Here is a 19,847-nt window from a genome sequence, read left to right on the forward strand (position 1 = left end):
TGGACCTGCCTTCCACCCACGTCAGCTGCCCCGTGCGAGGATTGAGCGTTCGAGCCAGGTAGCGCCTCGGGTTGTTGCCGGGAGTCACCGCCAGCCCCCCGTGTTCAGTTGTCCTGCTTCAGGTCCACGTAAAGTTCGGCCCGTCGCTAGCGACCTCTGGCATGGCTCTCCCCATGTCGAGTCCCAGCGTCAGGTGGTGGAAGAGCGGCAGCAAGGCATACGCGGCGCCGTTGTAGTGCGCGTTGTTCATCATTAGATGCGTGAGGTTGTAGTCCGCCGCCGCCTCGATGTTGTCGGGGGCGACAACGTATCCCGGGTTGTAGTGGTTGAGCAGGTTCGTTAGCGCACCTTGCGCGACGTGGGGTGAGTCGACGAAGGCGGCGATCTCCCCGTCGTACTGCATGCTGCGGAAGGACCAGTTGGCGGTGCCACAGACCAGCCAGCGGTCGTCGAAGACCGCGACCTTGGAGTGCACATAGACATTGGTCGCGCCAACCGCGGCGAAGCAGGAGTAGAAGTGGAGATCCCCCTCCACCGTGGTGATCTTGTGAAGGGGCACCGTCGTGGTGGGGCTGGCCAGCGTCTGCTTGAACTCGATGCAGTCTTGTTCGAGCCACCGGTTCCTCAGTCCTGGGGTCGGACTGTTGGTGTCGAAGCTGTCCACGACGTTCCATGTGGCACACGTCGTGCGGTCGACTTGCTGGGGCGTGCCCGCGTCATCGACATAGCTGACGACCCGGCAGTAGGGCGTCCCATTGGGCTTCAGGAAGCGCAGCACCATGTGCAGCCAGGCACGGCGGGTCATGTACGCCATGGAGCCACCCTGCATCGGCACGACGATGACGACCTTCAGTTCGTGACCCGCGAGTCTTCGCGCCTCATGGCGTCGATAGACGGCCTGGAGCAGGTCAGGGTCCGCGAAGTGGTAGTTCTCGAAGTAGAGGTAGTCGTTCGCGGCGTTGATTCGCTCGAGGATCTTGTCTCGGATGTGGCGGTAGCGGGTCGACCCCACGGAGCGCGTGAGCGCGATGCTCACGCTGCGGTTGTCGGCGTGACGATCCTGCCGGGTGGTGTTCTCGTGGATGCTGACGGCCTGTTGCTTCACGGTCGTGCTGGACCAGTAGGCGTAGTTACGCGCCACGATGTCGCCGCCGCTCCCAAAGGCGTTCCACACCCATTGGGTGGCCACGTCGTTGGTCCGTCTCCAGCGCCGCATCCACTCCGCTTCGACGTCATCGGTCACCGGCCCCCGGAGTCGCACGGCGGTGTCGTGCCAGGTCTGGGCTCCGCCATGGTCGTGGGGCGCGAAGTAGTGGTTGGAGAGGTTGAGCCCGCCAACCAGGGCCGTGCGCTGCCCCGCGATGGAGACAATCGCGATTTTCTGATGGTTCGCCGCGCCGACGAGGTCCCCCTCGTAGCGTTCCAGGAACATTCGCGCGCGTCCCACCCCGAGGCCCGTGGCGAGGGCGTCGGTGTCGATGCGCCGGATGGCTTCGGCGAAGGACTCGTTTGCCTTCGCGACATCGTCTGCCATTCCGTTGAACTGCCGCTCATGCCTCGGGGCATGCCAGGCGATGATGTCGACGTCGTGACCCGCCCGCACGATCTTCTCGATGTAGGTCAGCAATCGATGGGCGGGCTGCTCGAAGCAGGTCGCGTCACCCACCGTCACCGAGGGCTCAATCATCCAGAAGGCCAGGCGGACATACGTGTTCGGGTTCCGCGGCGCCTGCCGGACCTGCTCCAGCAGCAACCGGAGCTCATGGAAGTACGCTTCCCCATCCAGGATGAACACCACCTCGTTGTCACCCGACTCGACGGGCGTGGTCATGTAGGTGAAGGCGTTGTTCAATCTCGCGGGACGAGGCTCGTCGGGGTTCCGTACGGAGAGGTTGACCGCACCCGGTTCGTGTCCCGGAAGCCGGACTTCCAGGTGTTGGGCATCGACGAACGTCACCCCGGTGAGCTCGGTGTTGTCCAGGAAGACTCGCGCGCCCGCGGTGAAGTTCTGCCCTGTGAGCGTGACCCACCGGCCACCGACAGGGCCTCGCGCCGGGGTCACCGAGACGAGCCGCGCCGCGTCCCGGTAGGTGTAGAGCCCGGCACCGATGACCGCCACGGCGCCTGGGTTCGTGACACCGACATTCGAGGCGACCCGCAGCCCTCCCATGCGTGGAGGTGGGCCGAAAGGGGTCCTCGCGGTGATGGTGGTTGGCGACACCACCTGGACGTGCGTCGCGGGCTGCCCGTCGACCGTCACGGCCGCGCCTGCCTGGAAGTGGTCGCCCGTGAGGGTGATGGTGGTGCCGCCATCGAGCGGGCCCTCGCTGGGCTCGACGGCGTGGATGACCGCGAGCCCCTGATAGACGAAGCCACCGGCGACCCGGTTCACCACCGCGTTGTGGCGCACGGCGATGTCGACTGGCCCGATACCGGCTCCCACCGGGGTGGTGGCCGCGAGCTCCTGCGCTGAGCGACGAACGAGCGCCGCGGCGGCGAGCCCTCCAAACTCCACCGTCGTCCCATCGGCGAACGGGCCCCCGCGGAGGACCACCACGGTCCCTCCCGCGAGCGGGCCGGCGGCGGGCTCGATGGCGGTGACGGGCGAATAGGAGAAGCCGTTCGCGAGGGTGAGCGCCCCCACGGCGTTGTGCACCGCGAGGTCCACCGTCCCCTCGACGTGCGCGGGGGTGGTGGCGGCGAGCTCGTCTGCCGAGCGCCAGACCACCCCCGTCGCGGGGACCCCTCCCAGGGTGACGGTCGCTGCCGGGTCGAAGCCGCTCCCTCGGATGACAATGGCCGTTCCTCCCGCGACAGCGCCCCGGTTCGGCTCCACGGCGCTGACGTCCGAGTAGGTGAAGGCGTTGGCGAGCGTGACCCATGCGCCGCCAGCATTCTGGACTTCGACATCCACCGTCCCCGCCGCGTGCGCGGGCGCGGTGGCCGTGAGGGTGTTCGCGGAGACCCTGACGACATTCGTGGCCGCGACCCCTCCGATGCGGACGTTCACCTCCGCGGCGAAGTGGTTGCCTGTGAGCGTGACGGCGGTCCCGCCGGCCGTCACGCCTCGCGGGGGCTGGACACCAGCCGCCACCGGGGCGCCAATGGACTTGAAGCGCCGGGGCAAGGTCACCGCGGCTTCGCCCGGGTTCTGGACGACGACATCATGCTCGCCCGCTGGGAGGGCGGGGGCCGTCGCGGTGAGGGTGTTCGCGTTGCCCCAGGTCGTGGGCACGGCGTTGATTCCGGCGATTGTAACGACGGCGCCGTTGGCGAAGCGCTGGCCTTGTATCGTCACGGCCGTGCCACCGGCCGCGGGTCCCAGCGCGGGCGTGATGGCGGTCACCTCCGCGCCAACGTACGTCAGTCCACCCGCCAGCGTGCCGACGGGGGCGGCCCCCACGGTGACATCCACGTCCGCGGCCCCGGCTGCATGCGCGGGCGTGCGCGCGGTGATTCGCGTGTCGGACTGAACGACGACATGGGTCGCGGGTGTTCCTCCGATGGTGACGGTCGCACCCGCGCCGAAGTACTGCCCCTGGATGGTGATGTCCGTCCCACCTGCCAGCGGCACTTCGCGCGGACTGACCCCCGTGGTCGCCGGGCCACTGAAATGAAAGCCGTTGCCGCAGCGCCCCCCCGCGGTGCGCGCCGCGGTGGTCCAGACGTCGACGTGCACCGCACCCGCGGCGCAGGGAGGGGTCTGACAAGTCAGCTCGGTGGCGGAGACGATGTTGACGGCGGCCGCGGCGGCGCCGTGGAAGTCGACGACCATGCCGGCGACGAAGCCCCGGCCGGTGACGGTCACCTGGGTGGCGCCCGCGATTGAACCCGCGTCGGGACTGCACTTGCTCACGACCGCGTAGTACTCGAAGGGGGTGGCCCACGGGGCCGACGTTCCGTCGGGGTTCGTCGCCGTGACAGTGACCTGACCTGCCCGCTCCCGCTTGGGCGTTCGCACCCTTATCTGGGTGGGCGGCGTGACCTGGATGTCCGTGGCGTTGGTGTCCCCAAAGCTGACCCGGGCCCCCGCCTGGATTTGCGTTCCCGTGAGGGTGATCTCAACGCCTCCGTCCACGGAGGAGCTGTTGATATCGAGATGGGTGATGGTGATGGGCACGCTTGTTCCCTCGGGCCATGCGTGCACGGCCCATGCTTGCCGCGCCGTTGCTAGGCGAGGTGTTTTTCTTCGATGGCCGCGCGGGTGCTTGCGTCCGGCTCACCGGTCACCGGGAGCCCCTCATCACGCTGAAAGTCCTGCAGCGCGCGGCGGGTCAAGGCGCCCAACTTCCCCTCATCCTTGTCGCAGGGATAGCCCAGGTTGGTCAGGCGTCCCTGCACTCCAGAGAGTGTGTCGAGCGGGTCGAGATGCGCCGCGCGGAAGATGAACGTCTCGCGTTCGAGATCCTGGCCCAGGGTGACCCTGACCTCGGTGGTGGTCGCTGACACGGACTCACGCACGAAGCCATCTGCATCTGTCTTCCCCGTGCGCTCCTCGGTGCCATTCGGGCCGTCAATGGCTATCAGATAGGACTCTCCGCCTCGGGGCCGGTCCTTCCGGTCCAGGAAGCGGATGCGCAGTTGCTCGGACGCATCCTTGCGGCGGATGCGATAGGCGTTCGAGGGCTCCACGTCCCGCAGCGCGAGCTGTCGCGGAGGAAGGATGACGGTGTCCCCCGGCAGGAGGATGTTCTTGTTCTTCCGTCGGCTCTTGAGGTCGCGGTTGTCCGGCAGGTCCCAGACCGTGTCCGCGTGGAGCCCATGGAGGTGGGCGAGCGTCGAAAGGCACTCGCCTTGCTGGATGACGTAGGAGGTGGGGCCCGTTTGCGCCACGGGGCGCGGCGCCGTCCAGGCTGCTTCGCCGCGGCAGGCGGCCCGCTCCGCCGACAGGGGCTCACTGCCGAGAATCTCCCAGCGGTCCTGGTCCAATTCGAGGAGCCCGAGCTGATACGTCCCCGGCGCGAGGCCCTGGAAGCGCAGCGTCCCCGCCGCATCGGTCCTGGCGGACAGGGCTTCGGTGGGGCTCTTGCGCAGCTCGATGAGGATGCCGTCGAGCGGTTTTCCCTCCGTGTCGACGACCGTGGCCTCGAGGGCCTGCAGCGCCGCTTTCATGCAGGGCAAGATGACGTCGCCCCCGGAGGAGATGGACGCGGCGGCGGCCTTCGCGGCCTTCAGTTGGGTGAGTTTCGCCTCGCTCGAATCCTGGGGGCTGGGAGGGGGCTCTCGCGGGCCACACTTGCTGAAGTACGCCCGCTCCGGGTCGAAGACGGCCGAGGGCTTGAAGACGATGTCATGCGCCATGGGGGCCTCCGCCGCGTCACACTTCGATGCCGAATGCCATGCGTGCCTTTGCGTTGCGCGCGGACGTCTCCAACCGCCGCTGGAAGCGGGTCTCGACCCTGTTCATCCGCTCACCGGGTTCAAAGGTCGTGTCGGAGAGGGCCTTCGCCACCCAAGGCTCGTCCTGGTCGAATGCCCAGCCAAAGAGGGCCGCGAGCCCGACGAAACGCGTCTGCAGCTCGCCGCTGGCGAGTCCGTAACCGCGTGCGCGGGTCAGCCCCTCCCGGAGCTCCTGTCGCAGCGAGTCCCCGGAGAGGTCCTTGACCTCATCCGGAAAGTGGGTGTGCAGGTGCACCACCAGCTCTTCGACGAAGTGCGTCTCCCTGACGCCGCGCAGTGCTTCGACCTGTGCGTCACGGATGCGCACTTCACTCTCCCGGAATTGCTTGATTTGAAAGCTAACTGACAGTGAAGTCGAGTTCAAGCACGGTACGGGTTGAGCGCTTCCGAGGCCACCGGGAGGCGCCTGCTTCCAATGCCCGACGGGCGCGCGGATGCGGCGTGAAGGTCATGCATCAATTCACCGCATGGCGGCGGTTCCACATGGCGTGCTCCTGCTCGATGAGCTGCACGGCGCGCGCGGTTCCGTCCTCTGCCCGGATGCGTTCGCCCAGCGCTGCCGCATGGGTCCGCACCGTTGGGGAGAGTGCCGTGCGGATGGCGTCCGCCAGACGTTCGGCTGTGAGCGACTTTTGTGGCACTGGCCGTGGCCCGACGCCCGCGCGTTGAACCATGTGCCCCCAGAAGGGTTGGTCGCCAAGGAAGGGGCTGATGACAGTGGGCTTGCCCGCGCGCAAGCCCGCCATGGTGGAGCCGGCTCCTCCGTGATGCACCACCGCGCTCATGCGAGGGAACAGCCAATCATGCGGCGCGGCCTCCAATCTGAAGACGTTCGGCGGCAGCGCGCCCGTCTTCAAGCCTCCCCAGCCCGTGGCCAGCACCGCGCGCTCGCCCGTCAATGACAGGGCCTGCAGGACGGTGGCGCCACGCGCTTCAGCGTGCGCCGCGCCCATGCTGCCGAAGCCGACGTACACGGGAGGCGGCCCCGCCTCGAGGAACGCGTGTAGCGCCGCGGGCGGTGTCCAGCCGACCGTCTCGTCGAGGAACCAGCAGCCCGTCACCTGCACCTGGGAGGGCCAGTCCGCGGGACGGGGCAGCAACTGCTCGCTGTAGGCGTACAGCGCCGGCACCTCGGAGCCATCGGCCTTCTTCATCGGGTCGGCGAAGCGTGAGAGCGGCGCGATGCCCAGTGTCTTCACCCGGAAGTCGTTGGTCGCGCCGGCCCAGACCGCGTTGGCCAACGTGATGAGCCGGTAGCTCAGCGCGTTGAGCCAGCCGCCGAGCCGAAAGCTCGGGATCATCGGCACTGGAAATTCGCGCGTCGGAGTCAGCGGCAGCGGCATCGCCAGCAGCTCGGCTGCCCCGAGCTTCTCCGCGATGTGGTGACTGCCGAGCGCCTTGGAGTGGTACACGAGCACGTCCGGCTTGAGCGCCTGCGCCGCTCGCCACTCGTCCTCCAGGCCCGCCCGGATGACGGCACTGAACCCCTTGAAGAGCCGCCGCTGCTCGGCGCGCGTAGGGGCGCGAAGGACCGCCTCCGTCAGCTCCAGCACCGCATTGTCCATGTGCGCGTACGGAACGCCGTGGCGCTCCACCATGCCGCGGAATCCGGTGGGCGTGCAGAGCGCCACGTCATGGCCCTTCACCATCAAGGCCTTGCCGAGTGCGACGAAGGGCTGAACGTCACCTCGGGTGCCGTAGGTGGAGATGAGTACGCGCATGGAGGGTCCTCTCTGGAGTCTGGCCTGCTCGGCACGTTAGCCAAGGCGACTCCTTCTCTGATACGGGGGCGCCAAGCCGTCGCTCAGCACCTCCAAGGCGAATTTGACGGGGCCTGGACGCATCACCATCCCCGCTCGGATTCGACTAGAATGACGCCCCTTATGGAGCGGACCGGCGCAGCGGCAGTCATCATCGGCAACGAGGTCTTGACGGCGAAGGTCCATGACCTGAACGGGCCGCACCTCATCAAACGCCTCCGCGAGGTGGGCATCCCGCTGCACTCGGTGGAGACGGTCCTCGACGACGTGGACGCCATCGTGGACGCAGTGGCCCGGGCCCGGCGCAAGGCGCGGTACGTCTTCACCAGCGGCGGCATCGGCCCCACCCATGACGACGTCACCGTGCGCGCGGTGGCCCTGGCCATGGGACGGAACGTGGTCCGGCTGCAGGAGATGCTGGACCTCATCATGTCCCGTGCCACCGAGGAGCGGCCGGTGACGGCGGAAGGACTGCGGCTCGCCGATGCCCCGGAGGGCGCCGTGCTGCTTCCCCAGGCCGACCTGGGGTTCCCCGTGCTCACGGTGGATGACGTCTTCCTGCTGCCCGGTGTGCCGCAGTTGTTCCGGATGCAGTTGGAGACGGTGCTCGCGCGGCTGAGCGGGTCGCCCGTGGCCGTGAGCTGCCTCTACCTCCGGCTGGGGGAAAGCGACATCGCCGCCGTGTTGGATCGGGTGGCGCTCGACATGCCGCACGTCGCCATCGGCTCCTACCCGGAGTTCGACTCGGACAAGGACTACCGGGTGAAGGTGACGGTGGAGTCCGCCCAGCGCGGGCCCGTGGATGACGCCCTGACGCGCATCCTCACGGGCCTGCCGGAAGGCGCGGTGGTGCGGCGGGAGTAGGGCTCCCGCCGCGTTCCGAAAGCGCCTACAGCCCCAGTCCCAGCCGCTGGCGCAGCCGGAAGAAGTCGTCCGTGAAGGTCCACGCCAGAATCGTGCGCAGGCGCTCACCTTCGCGCACGGCCTGGATCATGGGCTCGGGCGTATCCAGCCGGGCACCCGCGAAGTTCGGGTCCTCGCGCAGCACCATGCCCAGGCCCACCGCCACATCGCCGCACATCAGCAGGCCCGCGCGGTCCGCCGAGTAGTCGAGGGCCTCCAGCCAGGGCGCCAGGTCCACCTTCTGCGCGTCGCCCAGCGACATCGCCGGAATCTCCAGCGCCTTGAGCGCCTTGCGCGGGAAGGCCCGCTTGAGCTGCTTCACCGACTCGTCGTTGCGCCGGCCCAGCGCGCTGAACTGCGGCGCGTGCAGGCGGACGGCGCTGCCGAAGAGGTCCGCCGTTTCGCCCTGGGACAGCTTCTCCAGCACCGCGGTCTTGTTGAGCAGCCCCAGCGCCGCGCGGCCCAGGAGGAACTTCTGCTCGCGCGCGTTGAAGCGCCGCACCACGTCCTGGCCAATGCACACCGACATGGGCTCCGTGGTCTCCAGCACCGTCAGCCCGCGCCGCGCCTGGTAGGCCTCGAAGGTCTCCACGCCGAACACCTGCGCCACGGCGCGGATGGCCTTGTACACGGCCGAGTCCGGCTTGAGCCGGTCCGCCTTCGGGTTGACGCCCACGATTTCGAAGTTGGGCGGGTACACCTTCTCCAGGTGTTCGCCCATCGCGCGCAGCACCTCGAGCAGCGGGCCCCGGGCCCCCGGGTGCATCAGCACCGAGTCCACATCCGTCTGCGTCAGCGCCTCGCGCGCCTCCTGCGCCAGCCGCGTGCGGGCCTCCATGTAGAAGGCCAGCTCCACCTCGTTGGCGGAGCGCAGGAAGTGCAGCGCCGCCGCCGCGCAGAACGCCTTGTCGAGCTGCTTCAGGCCCTCCCAGAGCTTGAACAGCGCGTGCAGGCTGTCCACCCGCGTCGGGTCCTGCCGGAGAATCTGCCGGTGCTCCTCGATGGCCATCGGCACCGATGACGAGTCCCGCGCGTACAGCTCCGCGAGCACCGCGCGGGCCTGGAGGTTCGTGCCATCACCATCCACCACCTGCCGGTACAGCGCGGTGGCGCGGGCAGGCTCGGACAGCGGCCCCGCGTACAGGTCCGCGGCCCGCATCCGCAGCGTCGCGGCGCGCTGGGGCTCCACGGCCAGCTGGCCCGCGGCCTGGGCCTCCAGCAGCTGTGCCAGCTCCGGCAGGTTCCGAGCGCGCTCGTAGAGGACCACCAAGCGGTCCACCAGGGCGGGGTTGCCAGGGGACAGCTCCAGCGCGCGGCGGTAGAGCGGGGTGGCCGCGCCCGCGTCGCCCAGCCCTTCGTCATACGTGCGCGCCAGCTCCAGCGTGAAGCGGGCCCGCGGCTCGGGCGGCAGCTCCTGCTGGAGCAGCTTGTGCAGGCAGTCCACCGCGCCCGCCCAGTTGCGCGCCTGCGTGTGGAGCCCGGCCAGGCGCTCCAGCGCCTCCAGGTGACGGGGCAGGGTGGCCAGCACCGTCTGGTAGTGCGCCGCGGCCCGGCTCGGGTCATTGAGGTGCGACGCGTACAGGTTCCCCAGCGTCATGTGGAACTGCGCCAGGACGCGCGGGTCGCCGCCGAGCTGCACCCGCTGGCTCAGCATGGCCGCGGCCTCGGGGTACTGCTGCGCCTCCAGCAAGAGCGCGCCACGCAGCTCCAGCGCCTCCGGGTGCCCCGGCTGCGCGGACAGGGCCTTCTCCAGCAGGGCCAGCGCCCGCGCGCGGTCATTCAGCGCGGTGTGGTGCAGCCGCGCCGCGCTGACGAACGCCGTGGCCGCCGCCAGTCCGTCCCGTTGCGCAAGCTTCGCTTCGGCGCGCCGCTCCTGCAGGGCCGCCAGGTCCGCGGAGCCACCGCGCTGCGCCAGCAGTTCCTCCAAGCCCGCCTGAGCGCCCGCGTGCAGCGGGTCCTTCTCCAGCGCCTGCCGGTACAGCGCCGTGGCGCCGTCCGCGTCATTCAACCGGCCCACGGCCAGCTTCGCCGCGCCGATGAGCGCCTCGATGGCGCCACGCGGATCGCGTGACACCCGGGCCTCGGCCTCCAGGGCGGCGCGGGCTCCCGCGAAGTCGCCCCGCTTCAAGGCCACGCGGCGAGCCCCCTGCATCGCGGGCAGGCACTGCGGCTGGAGCTCCAGGGCCTGCCGGTACAGCGCCGCCGCCCTCTCCAAGTCATTGAAGCGCGTGTCCGCCAGCTCGGCGGTGCGCAGCAGCATCTCCAGGGCCTCGTCGGCGTCCTGCGCGGATGCCAGCCGCATGGTGTATAGGCGCGCCAGCCCCGCGGCGTCACCGGCCTGCCGCAGGCCGCGCTCCAGCACGAAGGCCAGCCGCGCATCGCCCGGGTCGGCCTCGAACGCGCGCTTGTAGGCCTCCAGCGTGCCCTCGGCGGGGCTCTTGTCCAGGTCCACCGCGGCGGACAGCCGCAGGGCCATGGCCAGCCGCGGGTCATTCACCCGGTCGGCGATGCGCTGGCGCAGCTCGGCGCGGCGCGGCCGGTCCGCGGCGCGGATGCGCTCCAGCAGCGTGAGGGCGGTGAGGTTGCCGGCGTCCAGCGCCAGCACGGCCTCGCAGCACTGGGCCGCGCGGGAGGGCTCCTGGAAGCGGTCCAGGTACAGCCGCGCCAGCTTCAGATAAGCCGTCACCTTCGCCGCGGACGTGCTGCCCACCTGCGTCTCGCGGTCCAGGATGCCGACCAGCTCCTTCACGTTGTCCTGCGCCAGGTACAGCCGCTCCAGCGCGCGAAGCGTGGCGGCATGGGCCGGCGTCAGGCGCAGCACCTCTTGATACGTGTCGATGGCCAGCTCGGGCCGAAGCAGCTGCTCCTCCCAGATGGTCGCCGCCTGGTAGAGGGCGTTGGCGCGCTCCAGCGGGTCGGTGCGGTTGGCGGCTTCGGCGCGCAGCACCTCCACCAGGCTCTCCCACGCGGCCTGCGCGCGGTAGATGCGGGCCAGCGCGCGCAGCGCCGGGAAGTAGCTGGGCGCCAGCATCAGCGCCTCGTTGTACGAGGCGATGGCTTCGTTGTCCTGGTTCAGCCGCTGCTCGTACAGCTCGCCAATCTTGTAGATGAGCGCGGCGGCCTGCTCGGTGGAGGCGGAGCTCTCCGACTCCGCCCGGTACATGTCCACCAGCTTCTCCCACCGGCCGTCCTGCGCGTACAGCCGGCCCAGCGCCTTGAGCGCGGGGAGGTAGGACGGGGACAGCGCCAGCACGCGCTCATACGCGGAGATGGCGCCCGCGCGGTCCTTGAGGTTCTCGTCGAGGATCTCCGCGTTGCGGTGCAGCAGCGACAGCACCTGCTTGGTGTCACCCGCGAGTGACGCCTCCAGGTCGTGCGTCTCCAGCAGCTCGCGGAAGCGGCTGGCCCGCTCGTAGAGCCGCGCGAGGTTGCGGATGGTGGGCAGGTGGTCCGACGCCAGGTCGAGGATGCGCTTCATGCACTCGATGGCGTGGTCCAGGTCACCCAGGCGGTCTTCGTACACCACCGCCATCTTGTTCAACGTGGTGATGAGCTGATCCCGGTCGCTCGTCTGGAGCAGGTCCTGCTCATACATCGCCACCAGCTCCGCGAAGCGGCCCTGGCGCTCGTAGAGGCGCGTGAGGGACTTCTGCGCGGGGAGGTAGCCCGGCTGCAACTGGAGGCAGGCGTTGTAGCGGGAGATGGCGTCCTCCTGCCGTCCCAGCCGCTCCTCCAGGATTTCGGCCGCCTTGTACATGCGCGCGGCCTTCTGCTTCGCGTCCTCGGCGGCGGCGACCTCCGCGTCGAAGACGGCGACCAGCCGCTCCCAGTCCTGCATGCGGTAGTACAGCTTGCCCAGGCCCGCCAGCGCGGCCGCGTGGCCGGGGATGCGGGCGACAATGGCCTGATACCGCGCCGCCGCGTCCGACTCGCGCTTGAGGACCTCCTCGTACAGCGCCGCCAGCCGGAGGTTGGTGGCCACCAGCTCGCTCTCGTCGTTGAGCGAGCCCACGCGCGCCAGCAGCACGTCCGACAGCTCCTCGAAGCGGCCTTGCGTCTCGTAGATGCCGGCCAGCTCGCTCAGCACCAGCGGCTCGTTGGGGGACACCTGCCGCGCGGCGAGCAATGCGGCCAGCGCGTCGTCCTTGCGGCCGTTGCGCTCGTAGACCTTGGCAATCTGCAGGTACGCGGGCGCCGCCTGCGCGCCCAGCGCGGCCGCCTCCGCACCCAGCGCGGCGAGCAGCTCATCCACGCGGCCCTCGCGCTCTGCCAGCCGCTTCATGGCCGCCAGGAGCTGGAGGTCCGACCGGTCCAGCGCGAAGGCCTCGCGGAACAGGGCCGCGGCGCCTTCCTTCTGCTTCAGCCGCTCTTCCAGCAGCAGGCCCGCGGCGGTGAGGTAGTGCGCGCGCAGCGAAGGCTGCTGCACGGTGGCGGCGATCAGCCGGTACACCTCCACCAGCGCAAGTGCGTCGTTGCGCGCGGCGTAGACGGACTCGAGCTGGGTGAGGACGACGACGTCCGTGGGCCGGCGCTCCAGGCACTGCTTCAGGCACGCGGCGGACTCCTCGTCCCGGGACAGGCGCTCCTGGAGGATGATGCCCTTCTCGAAGAGCAGCGCGGCCTGATGGCGCGCGTCGTCGGTGGCCGCCAGCTCCGCGTCCATCAACTGGAGCACCATCTGCCAGTTGCCCACGTCCGCGAAGAGCCGGCGGGCGGCGCGGATGTTGACGAGGTAGCGCGGCGCCAGCTTGTACGCGTTCTGGAACGCCACCGCGGCGTTGCGCGGATTCTTGAGCGGCTCCTCCCAGAGCAGCCCCACCTCGTGGAAGAGCAGCGCCGCCGTCTGGGGCTCCGCGGTGCTGAGGGCCTTCGCCTCGCGCTCCAGGGAGGCGATGCGCTCGCGCGCTTCATCCTCGGCGCGGGTGTTGGCGGCAGCCGAGTGGGCGGCGGTCACGGCCTGGGCCTGCGTCTCCGTGACCGGAGCATTCGGGCTCGCGGGCGCGCCAGACACAGGCAGGGGGGCCACGGGAACAGTGGTCCTCGGGACGTCGTTGCGCTCGCTCATGGAAAGCCGGCTCCGAATGGCCAATGCGGGGGAGGAGAGACTGGCCATCGCCGGTCGTAACATGCGCTTGGGCGGTCCCTCAACTTCCCGTCTTTCCTGACGATTTGGGTGCCAGCCACCCCAGGGGGCGGACAGGCAAACCCTGCTTTCGAGCCGCGCGGCGCCTACTTCCGCCGAGCGCGCCACTCGTCGCGGCTCTGCCCCCAGCGGTCGACGCGGAGTGTGTCGTACGGCGGTGGCAGGTGTGCCTGTCCCAGCACGCGCGACCCCAGCCGGAGCGCGACCTGCTGGGACGGGGTGTTCTCCGGCACGATGCAGTGGATGACGTCGGTCCAGCCGAGGTGGTCGAAGGCCCAGTCCATGGTCGCCGCCGTCGCCTCCGTGGCGTAGCCCCGGCCCCAGTGCTCGCGGAGCAGGCCCCAGCCAATCTCCGTTCCTGGCCAGCCCTCCGGCATCCACGGGCCCACTCGCCCCACCCACGCGCCCGTGGACTTCTCCAGCACGGAGAACATCGCGAAGCCCTGGAGCGACCACGAGCCCGCCATCACACACAGGATGCGCCACGCCATCGCGCGCGGCTGGACCCCTCCGATGAAACGCGCCGACTCCGGGTCGGCCGACAGCGCCGCGAAGCCATCCAGGTCCTCGGCACGGGGCGGCCGGAGGATGAGACGCTGTGTTTCGAGCACGGGGCCATTGCTTGCCAGGAGAGACATTTCAAACCCCTTCATGTGTGACATTGAATTCGAACCGCCAGGCGGAAATGACGTCTACCAGATGCGGACGCGCTGCTCGGGCGTCAGGAACAGCGTCTGCCCGGGCTTGACGTCGAACGCGCCATACCACGCATCGAGGTTGCGCACGGTGGCGGTGCGGTACGGGCCCGGCGCGTGGCCGTCCGTCATGATGATGCGGCGCAGGTACGGCTCGCGGTACCTGGCGCGCCACACCTGACCGAAGCCGAGGAAGAAGCGCTGGTCACCGGTGTAACCGTCGATGACAGGCGCGGGCTTGCCGCCCAGGGAGAGCTGGTAGGCGTCATGGGCCACCGCCACCCCCGCCATGTCCGCGATGTTCTCACCCAGCGTCAGCTCGCCATTCACAGACAGGTCCGGCAGCGGGCGGTAGGCGTTGTACTGGTCCGCCAGGGCCTTCCCCGCGGCCTGGAACTTCGCTTCGTCCTCCTTCGTCCACCAGTTCACCAGCTTGCCGCGCGCGTCGAACTTGGCGCCCACGTCGTCGAAGCTATGGACGATTTCGTGACCGATGACCGCGCCGATGCCGCCGTAGTTGACGGCCGGGTCCGCGTTCGCGTCGAAGAAGGGGGGCTGCAGGATGGCGGCCGGGAAGATGATGGAGTTCTGCTGCGGTGAGTTCAGCGCGTTCACCAGCTGCGGGACCATGTACCACTCCTTCCGGTCCACGGGCTGACCCAGCTTGGCGACGTTGCGCTGGTACTCGAAGCGGACGGCGCGCTCGGCGTTGCCGTAGGCGTCACCGGCCACGATGTCGAGCCCCGAGTAGTCACGCCACTTCTCCGGGTGACCGATGCTGGCCTGGAGCGTGCCCACCTTCTCCCTGGCGCGGGTCCGCGTCTCGGGCGACATCCACGTCAGCGCGTCGATGCGCTTCTCGAACGCGGTGATGATGTTGCGGACCATGGCCTCCGCTTCCGCCTTCACCTCCGGAGGGAAGTACTTCGCGACGTAGAGCTTGCCCACCGCCTCGCCCATGGAGAGGTTGGTGGCGTCCACGCCACGCTTCCAGCGCTCCTTCTGGGCGGGCGTTCCGCTCAGCGTCTTGCCGTTGAAGGCGAAGCTCTCATCGACGAAGGCCTTGGGCAGGTACGGGGCCGCGCGGGCCACCGCGTGGAAGGCCAGGTAGTCCTTCCACGCCTGCAGGGGCTCGCTCTGGGCGAGCTTCGACAGGCCCATCAGCGCGCTCGGCTGCCACACGATGACCTGCTCCTGGCTGCCCAGGCCCGCGGCGTCGAAGAACTCCTTCCAGGCGAGGCCGGGCGCGCGCTTCACGAACTCCGCGCGCGGCCAGGGGTTGTTCGCCTTGGAGATGTCCCGCGTGTCGACCTGCGACACGTGCGCCTGCGCCATCTTCCGCTCCAGGGCGAAGACGCGGCCCGCGCGGGTCTCCACGTCATCGAAGCCCGCCAGCTTCAGCATGGCCGCGATGTGCGCCTGGTAGCTCTTGCGCAGCTCCGCGAAGCGCGGGTTGTCGACCAGGTAGTAGTCCCGGTCGGGCAGCCACAGGCCGCCTTGCAGCAGGTAGGGGGCGTAACGCGACGGCTCGTTCAGGTCCTCGGCCACCCAGAGGCCGAAGAGCCGGTCCGTGGTGACGTCGCCCATGTTGAGCGCGTCCACGTCCGCGCGGAGGGTGGCGCCCAGCACCGTGGCCAGTTGCTTGCGCTGCCCGATGGCGGCGATGCGCTCCAGCTCCGGCTTGAGCGGCGCCACGCCCTTGGCCTCGATGGCCGCCTCATCCATGAAGCTGGCGAAGAGGTCGCCCACCTTCCGGGCTTCACTGCCCTCGGGGGCCTGGCGCTGCGCCTCGATGAGCTCGCGGTTGCGCTGGTCCGCCTGCTCCGCCAGCGTGGTGAACATGTTGTAGCTGGAGCGGTCCGGCGGAATCTCCGTCCGCTTCACCCAGGCGCCGTTGGCGAAGCCGTAGAAGTCGTTGCCCGGCACGATGTCGCGGTCCATGCCGGGGGTGTCGAAGCCGAACGTCCCATACGTGGGCTTCGGCCTGGCCGCGGGCGCCTCGGCGGGCGCCGTGGCGGCAGGCGCGGGCGGTTCTGCCTTCTCCGCGGAGGTGGAAGACGCGCAGGAGGTGAGCAGCGCCGTGGTGCACGCGGAGACCAGCACATGCCTGGCGCCGGGGAAACGTCGATGGGGATGTGTCAAGGATTGCTCCTGAAACAGGGGGCTGCGAGCCAAAGTTCGGGGATATAGACGGTCTGGCGTGCGAAGGCGCGGACCGAACAACGGATTCGGCGGTTTCATCCCGAGCGGGCGGACCTTTCGCCTGGACCGGCTCCGCCACAGTCGCCGGACGGCCGGGCCGTACCCGAGGGGCGTGTGACGGACGCCTAGGTTTGCAGGGAGCCGGGGCCGCGATGTGTCCGCGCCCCGTCATCCAGGAGGCTCCCATGCGGCTGTTGTTCCGAATCACCCCCGTGCTGTTGGGGCTGGCGCTGGCGGCCTGCTCGGGCATCCGCGTCAACACCAACTATGACCCCACGGCCGTCGAGCGCATCGATGACTTCCGCCGGTACGCCTGGCTGCCGCAGCCCCAGGGCAAGGACGCCCGCGTCTACAACGACATCATCGACGTGCGCGTGCGCATGGCGGTGGACCAGGAGCTGAAGGCTCGTGGCTACCAGAGGGTGGACATGAGCGAGGACCCGGACTTTCTCGTGGGGTGGCAGGGCGCCATCGACACCAAGGTGTCTGTCGACACGGTGGACTCCTTCTATGGCTACCCCTGGGGCCCATACTGGAGCCCCTGGAGTTCCTTCTACGGACCCTACGGCTATCCGTACGGCATGGGGGGCCCGCGCACCTATGTCCGCGAATACGAGGTGGGCACGCTCATCCTCGACGGCGTGGATGCCCGGGAGCAGCGGCTGGTCTGGCGCGGCACGGCCCAGGCGGAGCTCCACCGCAACCTGTCGCCCGATGCACTCCAGAAGAAGATCAACGACGCCGTGCACAAGCTGCTGTCGCGCTTCCCGCCCCGCCCGGAAGCGTCCTGAGCCGGCCAGGCAGTCACGCCCACGCGTTTTCGGTTGCGAGCCCCCATGTCGGTCGTCAGTATTGGACCAGTGGTCCAATCATCGGTCTAGGGTGGGTGTTCGATGAACGAGGCGACAGGCTCGGAGCATGCCGAGCAGTGGGCGGCGCATTGGTACGCGGTGGCGCGGTCACCGGCGCTCGGGACGGGACGGCCCTTGGGAATCCAGCGCCTGGGGCGGCGGCTCGTGCTCTGGCGGGACGCCGCGGGCGAGGCTCACTGCGCGGATGCGGCCTGTCCCCACCGGGGCGCGGACCTCGGGCTCGGACGCGTGCGGCAGGGGGCGCTCGAATGCCCCTATCACGGCTTCCGTTACGATGGTGGCGGCGCCTGTCTGGCCATGCCCTGTGAGGGGCGTGACGCGAAGCCCTCGCGCGGCCTCGCGCTGCGCATGCATCCGGTGCGAGAGGCGCATGGGTTCATCTGGGCGTGGCTGGGGGGCAGGGCGCCCGCGTCTCTTCCGGCGCTGCCCTGGCTCGCGGACGCGCCGGAGCCTGATTCGAGCAGCGCCGCGGTGGAGGAGGTCTGGAACGCACGCTTCACCCGGGTCATGGAGGGGATGATGGACCTCCATCACTTTCCCTTCGCGCACCGGCGCTATGTCCCGCCGGGCTACACGCGGTTGGACCCCTATGAGGTCCACGTGGACGCGGGGGCCATTCGCACCGTCGGCTGGCTGCGCAAGGAGACACGTCCGCCAGGGACGGGGTTCCGTTTCGCCATCGATGTGGGCTACCCGGGAGTCCTCCACCTGCGCTTCACGCCCCGGCTGGTCGCCGCCGTCGTCTGCACGCCCGTGGATGCCGAGCACACGTGGATCGCGGCGCGCTTCCGCCAGCAATACGTCCGGCTGCCAGGGCTCCGGTGGCTCGCCGCCCGGCTGGCGATTGCGTTCGAGTTCCGCTTCATCCAGCCGGACGACTCCCGGATGGTCCGCTCCAGCCTGCCTCGCTCCGGTGCGCTGACCCACGGCACGCTCATCCGGGCGGACCGCGCCATCGTCGCGTGGCATCAGCTGCACCGCGCGGCGCTCGGCGACACGCCTGGCGCATCCTGATAGAAGCGCTGCGTCCGATGCCCCGTCCCCGCGCCAGCAGGCTCGACCCCGAGCGCAGACAGACACTCCTCGCCGTGGCCGCGGAGGAGTTCGCGGAGCACGGCTTCGATGGGGCCTCCTACAACCGCATCCTGGAGCGGGCGGGCTTCTCGAAGGGGGTCGCGTACTACTACTTCGAGGGCAAGGACGACCTTTATGCCGCCGTGCTGGCCCTCACGTTGGACACGCTGGCGCAGCGATTCGGGGCCTGGCAGCGGCCCGCGGACGCGGATGGCTTCTGGCGGACCCTGCGTGAGCGTTACTTCGCGCTGACCACGCACATCGTGAACGACGAGCGCTCGGCCCGGCTTCTCCGGAGCATGTCGCAGGCGCGCACCCATCCGAAGCTCCAGGAGGCGTGGCTGCGCTTCGAAGGGCCGCTGGTGGCGTGGTTCCAACGCGTCCTGGCGGACGGGCGCGCGCTGGGCGCGGTGCGTGGCGATGTGCCGGAGTCCCTGCTGCTGACGTCCCTCATGGGCATCGGACAGGCCACGGATGGGTGGCTGCTCGAGCAGTGGGCGCACAGCGGAGTGCCGGCGCTCCAGCGCGGGGCGGAGCAGGTGTTCTCCCTCTTCGAGGACCTGCTGGTCCCCAGGCCCGTGGGCCCGCCTCCCGCGAAGCGGCGCTGACGCGGACCCTGGCGGTCAGGGCGTCTCAGAAGGCGCGGGCCCGGTTCGCGCAGGCTCCCCTGGACGCCGCGGCAGGGCCGGACGCGAAACCTGTTCCCCTGGCGGGCGGGGCCGTCAATCATCTGGCGCATGCCCCCGCCATCATGGACTTCTCCCGTGCCTCGGAACGTGCAGCGACGGGTACGGGCGCTCGTCTTCGTCACGGTGTTCCTGGACCTGGTCGGCTTCGGCCTCATCATCCCGTTGCTGCCGTTCTACGTGGAGTCCATGGGCGGGACGGCCACGACGGCGGGTGTGCTGCTGGCGTTGTTCTCCTTCGCGCAGCTCGTCGCCTCGCCGGTGCTGGGGCGGCTGTCGGACCGGGTGGGGCGCCGCCCCGTCATCGTGCTGAGCCTGCTGGGCAACGCGATCTCCATGGCCCTGTTCGCGTACTCCACCCACGTCCAATGGCTGCCGTGGTTGTTCGCGTCGCGGCTGCTCGCGGGAGCCACCGCGGGAAACCTGGCGGCGTGTCAGGCGGCGGTGGCGGACGTCACGGACGAACGTGGGAGGGCCGCGGGCATGGGGCTCGTCGGCGCGGGCATTGGCCTGGGCATGGTGCTGGGGCCCGTCATCGGGAGCCTCCTCCATGTGCATGGCGCCTGGGCGCCACCGCTGGCGGGCGCGGTGATGGCGGCGGCGGCGATGCTCGGCGTGCTCTTCTTCTTTCCGGAGACACACCGCCCGCGGGCGGAGCGGCACGCGGAGCCAGGCCGTCCCCGGGTGCGGTTGTCCGACGTCCTGGCCCGGCCCGGGCTGGGCGCGGTGCTGGCTTTGACGTTCCTGGTGTTCATCGGGATGACGAACCTCCAGGTGTCGCTGGGGCTGCTGGCCCAGGCGCGCTTCGGCTGGGGCGAACATGAGATCGGGCGGCTCTTCGCGTTGATGGGGCTGGTCACCTTCGTGCTTCAGGCCTTCGTCATCGGCTGGCTGACGCGCCGGGTCCGGGACACGAAATTGGTGCTGGTGGGCGCCGCGTGCATGGGGGCCGGGCTCACGTGCATCGCCGCCGCGGGCCACGGTGCCATGTTGGTGCTGGCCATGGTGCTGGTGGGCTCGGGGACGGGCCTGTTGCAGCCGCTGATGGCCAGCCTGGCCTCCGGGTTCGCGGGGAGCGAGCTGCGCGGAGGGGTGCTGGGGGTGGTGCAGTC

General features: G+C 69.7%; 12 protein-coding genes. 5 read left to right on the plus strand and 7 right to left on the minus strand.

Annotation, left to right across the window (positions count from 1 at the left end):
• Positions 1-118: 118 nt before the first annotated feature.
• The 4 genes from HNV26_RS39260 to HNV26_RS12270 form a co-directional block, all read right to left on the minus strand.
• Positions 119-4,120 (minus strand): IPT/TIG domain-containing protein, encoded by a 4,002-nt coding sequence (locus HNV26_RS39260; protein WP_171441767.1) that lies wholly within the window; start codon positions 4,118-4,120, stop codon positions 119-121.
• 50 nt (positions 4,121-4,170) lie between these two features.
• Positions 4,171-5,301, minus strand: coding sequence for a peptidoglycan-binding protein (locus HNV26_RS12260; protein WP_171441768.1), 1,131 nt, complete (start codon positions 5,299-5,301; stop codon positions 4,171-4,173).
• A gap of 16 nt (positions 5,302-5,317) precedes the next feature.
• The gene (locus HNV26_RS12265) at positions 5,318-5,707 is read right to left on the minus strand and encodes a hypothetical protein (RefSeq protein WP_171441769.1); all 390 of its coding nucleotides are present in this window, start codon (positions 5,705-5,707) and stop codon (positions 5,318-5,320) included.
• Positions 5,708-5,855: 148 nt separating this feature from the next.
• Positions 5,856-7,121, minus strand: a complete 1,266-nt coding sequence (locus HNV26_RS12270; RefSeq protein WP_171441770.1) for a glycosyltransferase — start codon at positions 7,119-7,121, stop codon at positions 5,856-5,858.
• A gap of 162 nt (positions 7,122-7,283) precedes the next feature.
• On the opposite strand from HNV26_RS12270, the gene HNV26_RS12275 reads away from it, so the two are divergent.
• Positions 7,284-8,024 (plus strand): competence/damage-inducible protein A, encoded by a 741-nt coding sequence (locus HNV26_RS12275; RefSeq protein ID WP_171441780.1) that lies wholly within the window; start codon positions 7,284-7,286, stop codon positions 8,022-8,024.
• 25 nt (positions 8,025-8,049) lie between these two features.
• Here HNV26_RS12275 and HNV26_RS12280 read toward each other — a convergent pair whose 3' ends face one another.
• The 3 genes from HNV26_RS12280 to HNV26_RS12290 all read right to left on the minus strand — a co-directional run bounded on the left by HNV26_RS12280 (position 8,050) and on the right by HNV26_RS12290 (position 16,043).
• Positions 8,050-13,128 carry a tetratricopeptide repeat protein gene (locus tag HNV26_RS12280; protein WP_171441771.1) on the minus strand — a complete coding sequence of 1,693 codons (5,079 nt, stop codon included), beginning with the start codon at positions 13,126-13,128 and terminating at the stop codon, positions 8,050-8,052.
• Between the two features lie 164 nt (positions 13,129-13,292).
• Complete coding sequence (locus HNV26_RS12285; protein ID WP_253816499.1) at positions 13,293-13,844, minus strand: GNAT family N-acetyltransferase; 552 nt, start codon at positions 13,842-13,844, stop codon at positions 13,293-13,295.
• Between the two features lie 54 nt (positions 13,845-13,898).
• Positions 13,899-16,043, minus strand: a complete 2,145-nt coding sequence (locus HNV26_RS12290) for a M13 family metallopeptidase (protein WP_171441773.1) — start codon at positions 16,041-16,043, stop codon at positions 13,899-13,901.
• Between the two features lie 245 nt (positions 16,044-16,288).
• On the opposite strand from HNV26_RS12290, the gene HNV26_RS12295 reads away from it, so the two are divergent.
• From HNV26_RS12295 to HNV26_RS12310, 4 genes are all read left to right on the plus strand, one after another.
• A complete protein-coding gene (locus tag HNV26_RS12295; protein ID WP_171441774.1) occupies positions 16,289-16,894 on the plus strand; it encodes a DUF4136 domain-containing protein in 606 nt (201 codons plus the stop codon).
• Between the two features lie 102 nt (positions 16,895-16,996).
• Positions 16,997-17,989, plus strand: a complete 993-nt coding sequence (locus HNV26_RS12300; protein ID WP_171441775.1) for a Rieske 2Fe-2S domain-containing protein — start codon at positions 16,997-16,999, stop codon at positions 17,987-17,989.
• 17 nt (positions 17,990-18,006) lie between these two features.
• On the plus strand, positions 18,007-18,657 hold the full coding sequence (locus HNV26_RS12305; RefSeq protein ID WP_171441776.1) for a TetR/AcrR family transcriptional regulator: 651 nt from the start codon (positions 18,007-18,009) through the stop codon (positions 18,655-18,657).
• Positions 18,658-18,813: 156 nt separating this feature from the next.
• Positions 18,814-19,847 (plus strand): MFS transporter (locus HNV26_RS12310; RefSeq protein WP_171452798.1); only part of this gene is annotated, 1,034 nt, incomplete at its 3' end.

Source organism: Myxococcus xanthus (genome assembly GCF_013116825.1).
Taxonomy (GTDB): Bacteria; Myxococcota; Myxococcia; order Myxococcales; family Myxococcaceae; genus Myxococcus; species Myxococcus xanthus_B.